This is a genomic window from Candidatus Palauibacter australiensis (assembly GCA_026705295.1).
Taxonomy (GTDB): domain Bacteria; phylum Gemmatimonadota; class Gemmatimonadetes; order Palauibacterales; family Palauibacteraceae; genus Palauibacter; species Palauibacter australiensis.
Map to the genome: position 1 here is coordinate 1 of JAPPBA010000035.1, position 3,222 is coordinate 3,222.

The 3,222-nt window shown below is 73.7% G+C and carries 3 protein-coding genes; 1 reads left to right on the forward strand and 2 read right to left on the reverse strand.

The genetic code is table 11. The features are described 5' to 3' along the window. Positions 1–1,796 (reverse strand): hypothetical protein (locus tag OXN85_02380; GenBank protein MCY3598807.1); only part of this gene is annotated, 1,796 nt, incomplete at its 3' end. A gap of 99 nt (positions 1,797–1,895) precedes the next feature. Continuing rightward, positions 1,896–2,801, reverse strand: coding sequence for a homoserine kinase (gene thrB, locus OXN85_02385; protein MCY3598808.1), 906 nt, complete (start codon positions 2,799–2,801; stop codon positions 1,896–1,898). A gap of 99 nt (positions 2,802–2,900) precedes the next feature. Here thrB and OXN85_02390 point away from each other — a divergent pair. Further along, positions 2,901–3,222, forward strand: a 322-nt coding sequence (locus OXN85_02390) for a hypothetical protein (GenBank protein MCY3598809.1), incomplete at its 3' end; no start/stop codon positions are given.

Here is a 3,222-nt window from a genome sequence, read left to right on the forward strand (position 1 = left end):
TGCTGCTCCCGCCGGTCCCGCTCGAGCGATGCCGCCGCGTGGTCGAGCGCCTGCGGGGCTGTCCCCGCGTCCAGGCTGCGCACCAGGCGCAGCCGCTGCCCGTCCCGGTAGATGCTGGCGAAGTCGTGCGCGTCGGCGTCGATCGTGGCGCCCTGCGCCCGCACCCAGTTCGACGCCGGAGCGCCGTCGCCCAGCGCCACGCGCGCCGCCGGGTGATCGCCCTCCCCGAAGCGCTCGACCACCTCCGCTCCGGGCTCCGATACGGCCAGCCCGTCGCCGCTGGAGAGCACCGCGACCCGGCTCGTGCCGAGCAGGCGGCGCGCCGCCGAGAGCCCGGACTCGCCCGGGGATACGGCAAAGGCCGGGCTGCTCCCGGACCAGTCCTCCCCGCCCTGGCCGCTCACGCGGATGCCCGCGCTCGCGCACAGCCGCCAGAAGAGGCGTTCGCGCGAATACTCGCCCGCCGCGGTCTGCCAGACCTGGGAGGGTCGCCACGCCGCCAGCCGCTCCCAGTGCCCCGAGCACTCCAACACCACCCGCGCCTGCCCCTCGCCGCGCTCGCGCGTCACGTCGTCGATGACGGCGTGTACGGCGCCGCCGTACTCCGGCCCGCCGCCAGTACCCGAGTGGTAGCCCGGCGCGATCTCGACCGTTCGGCCCGGCGCCAGCTCGGGCAGCACGCCGCCGGAGTCGTTGAGCACGAGCCGGGCGCGCGTCGAGAACGGCGCCAGCCTCCACGACGCCTCCACGAGGTGCTCGCTCACGTCGAGGCTGCGCCCCAGCCGCGCCCGCCACACCCCGTCCGGCGTCGAACCCCACGCCGTCGCCGCCTCCGGCGTCACGACCGCCAGTCCGTACGCTGATGTCGCCTCGTGCGGCTCCGGCTCCGACCATCCGTCCGGGTTCCCGGCGACGGATGCGGGCGGATGGCTCGTGTAAACGCGGCTACCGGGCTCGCCCCCGGCGTCCCGCGCGGCGAAGCAGGCCCGCTGGTTAAGGCCTCCCGGCTGGAACACCCCCGGCCCGCCGAACTCCCGCGCCGAGGAGGCGTCTGACTCCGCGATGACGCTCAGTCCAGACCAGAAGTCCGCCGGGAAGCCGCCATCGCCCAGGAACGCCGACCACACCTGCTTCCTCCCGGAAGGATGCGCCCGTCCGCTCACGACGAGGCGGTAGTCGTGGCCGTCGTGCATCGCTCCCACGCCCGTCAGGGCCGAAACCTGTCCGCCCCTGTTCCAGTTCGCCCCGGATGCATCCCAGGCGCCGTCCTGGCGGCGCAGTCGCTTCAGCACGTCTGTCCCCTGCGTGTAGAAGGCGCAGGTGTCGCCGTCGGACGCCCGCACTCCAAGAGCCAGCCACTCGATGTCCGCGCTCTCTGTCACCAGCGTCCGGGCCGCCTCCCACGTGGCCCCACTGTCCCCGCTGCGCCGCAGCGCCAGCGCGCGTCCACCGCTCGCGACGTACAGGAGCAGCACCTCGCTCCCGCGCGCCCCGAGCGCGACTCCCGTGTCCGGTTCTGCCTCACCCAGTCCGGTCCACGTGGCCCAGTCCGAGCTCGCTCCGGGGCTCGACACGCGCGAGACCGCGAGCGCCCCCGCATCGTTGCGGCCCCGGACCACGGTTCCGTCGCCGGCGAGCGCGAGGGCGTGGGGGCAGTCGCGTTCGTCGCCCGTGTAAAGGCGCTCCCAGGGAAGCAGGGGCACGCCCCAGCGTTCGGCGCGGATGATGGCGCGCACGTGGGGCAGGCGGTCAGGGCCGCGCTGGTGGACTTTGAGGGAGTTGGGGATCGGTCTCATGGACCCGGCAGGTTGCAGGCCCGTTCGCTGATCTCCTACGGGTTCATGTCCCCGCTGGCCCGCATCACCAACGGCCAGCAGCCGGGAGCCAACAGCCCCCTAGACGTCCACCATCTCGACGCGGGACACCTCCGCCCCGCTCGCCGCGATGCGCGTCACCAGTGTCCGTCCCGACATCCCCGCCGCCTCCAGCCTGTCGAGCATCGCCTTCGCCACATCCCGGCTCGCCTCTTCCGGCGTGAACGCGGCCACGCTGCTCCCGGCCCCGCTCAGCCAGGCCGCGTGCGCCCCCGCCCCCTTTGCCGAAGCAAACACGTCGTAGAGCGGCGGGAACAGGGCCGACCGCTGCTGCTGGTGGAAGCGGTCCTGCGTCGCCTCGTCGAGCAGGTCCGTGCGACCCGCCGCCAGCGCCGCCACCAGCAGCCCGAGCCGGCTGCTGGTGTGGATTGCGTCCTGGCGGCTGTAGCTGTCGGGCAGGAGGCGGCGCGCCTCCTTGGTCGGCATCGAGTGGTCTGGGATCAGCAGCGCGACCTGCAGGTCGCTCGGGTAGCGGCAGCGGACGCGGGCGAACCCGTCCTCGGTGGCGACGCACGCCTGCACCCCCCCGAACAGCGCCGGACAGGCGTTGTCGACGTGCCCTTCGAGCTCGGCCGCCAGTCCCAGGCAGGCATCCTCGTCGAGGGGATGTCCCTCCCGCTCGTTCACCGCGAGGACGCCGGCCACGCGCGCGACCGCGCTCGCCCCCAGGCCCCGGCCCAGCGGGATCGCGACCGTATAGCGGGCCGTCAGCCCCGCCGGGCTCGGCCGCCCGATCCGTTCGTAGGCGGCGCGCGCCGCCGAGAGCACCATCTTCTCGCCGACGTCGTTCGTCGGAAGCTGCTCGGCGTCGCTGAACGTCACCGTGACCGAGGCGAACAGGTCCAGCGCCAGCCCGAGGCAGTCGAAACCGGTGCCGATGTTGGCGCTCGTGGCGGGTACCCGGACGGTGACGGCTGTGCCTTCCATGGATGGTGCGCCTCCACGCGGACCATTGATCGTAGCACCTGCCTCCGAGCGCGCGACCTGCTGGAGGCCGTCCATCCCTCTGCTACGATCCGCCCCCAAATGCCGGACGACCCCCGCCCCTCCGTCGCCCCCGAAAGCCTCGCCGACATCGAGCGGGCCCTGCTGGGCGTCCTCTGCGTTGGCCTGCCCCCCGCCCGTGCCGCCGGCAGCGACGCCTTCCGCGTCGACTACGTGACGGCGCGCATCCTCGGCCTGCTCGAAGGCGATGCCGAACGCCACCTCGCCGGTGACCGCATCACCGTCGCCTTCGGCGAACGCCTCCGCGAGGCCATCGCCTCCCTCTCCGAGGCGGGCATCCTCGCCGAACAGCCCCCCGGCGTCCCAGCGGCCACAGGCGGCTTCGAGGAGGGCCTCGCCATCG

What these genes read in the sequence shown, in the direction of transcription:
- thrB (MCY3598808.1), bottom strand. Translation starts at nt 2,801, where the DNA reads ATGGAAGGCACAGCCGTCACCGTCCGGGTACCCGCCACGAGCGCCAAC.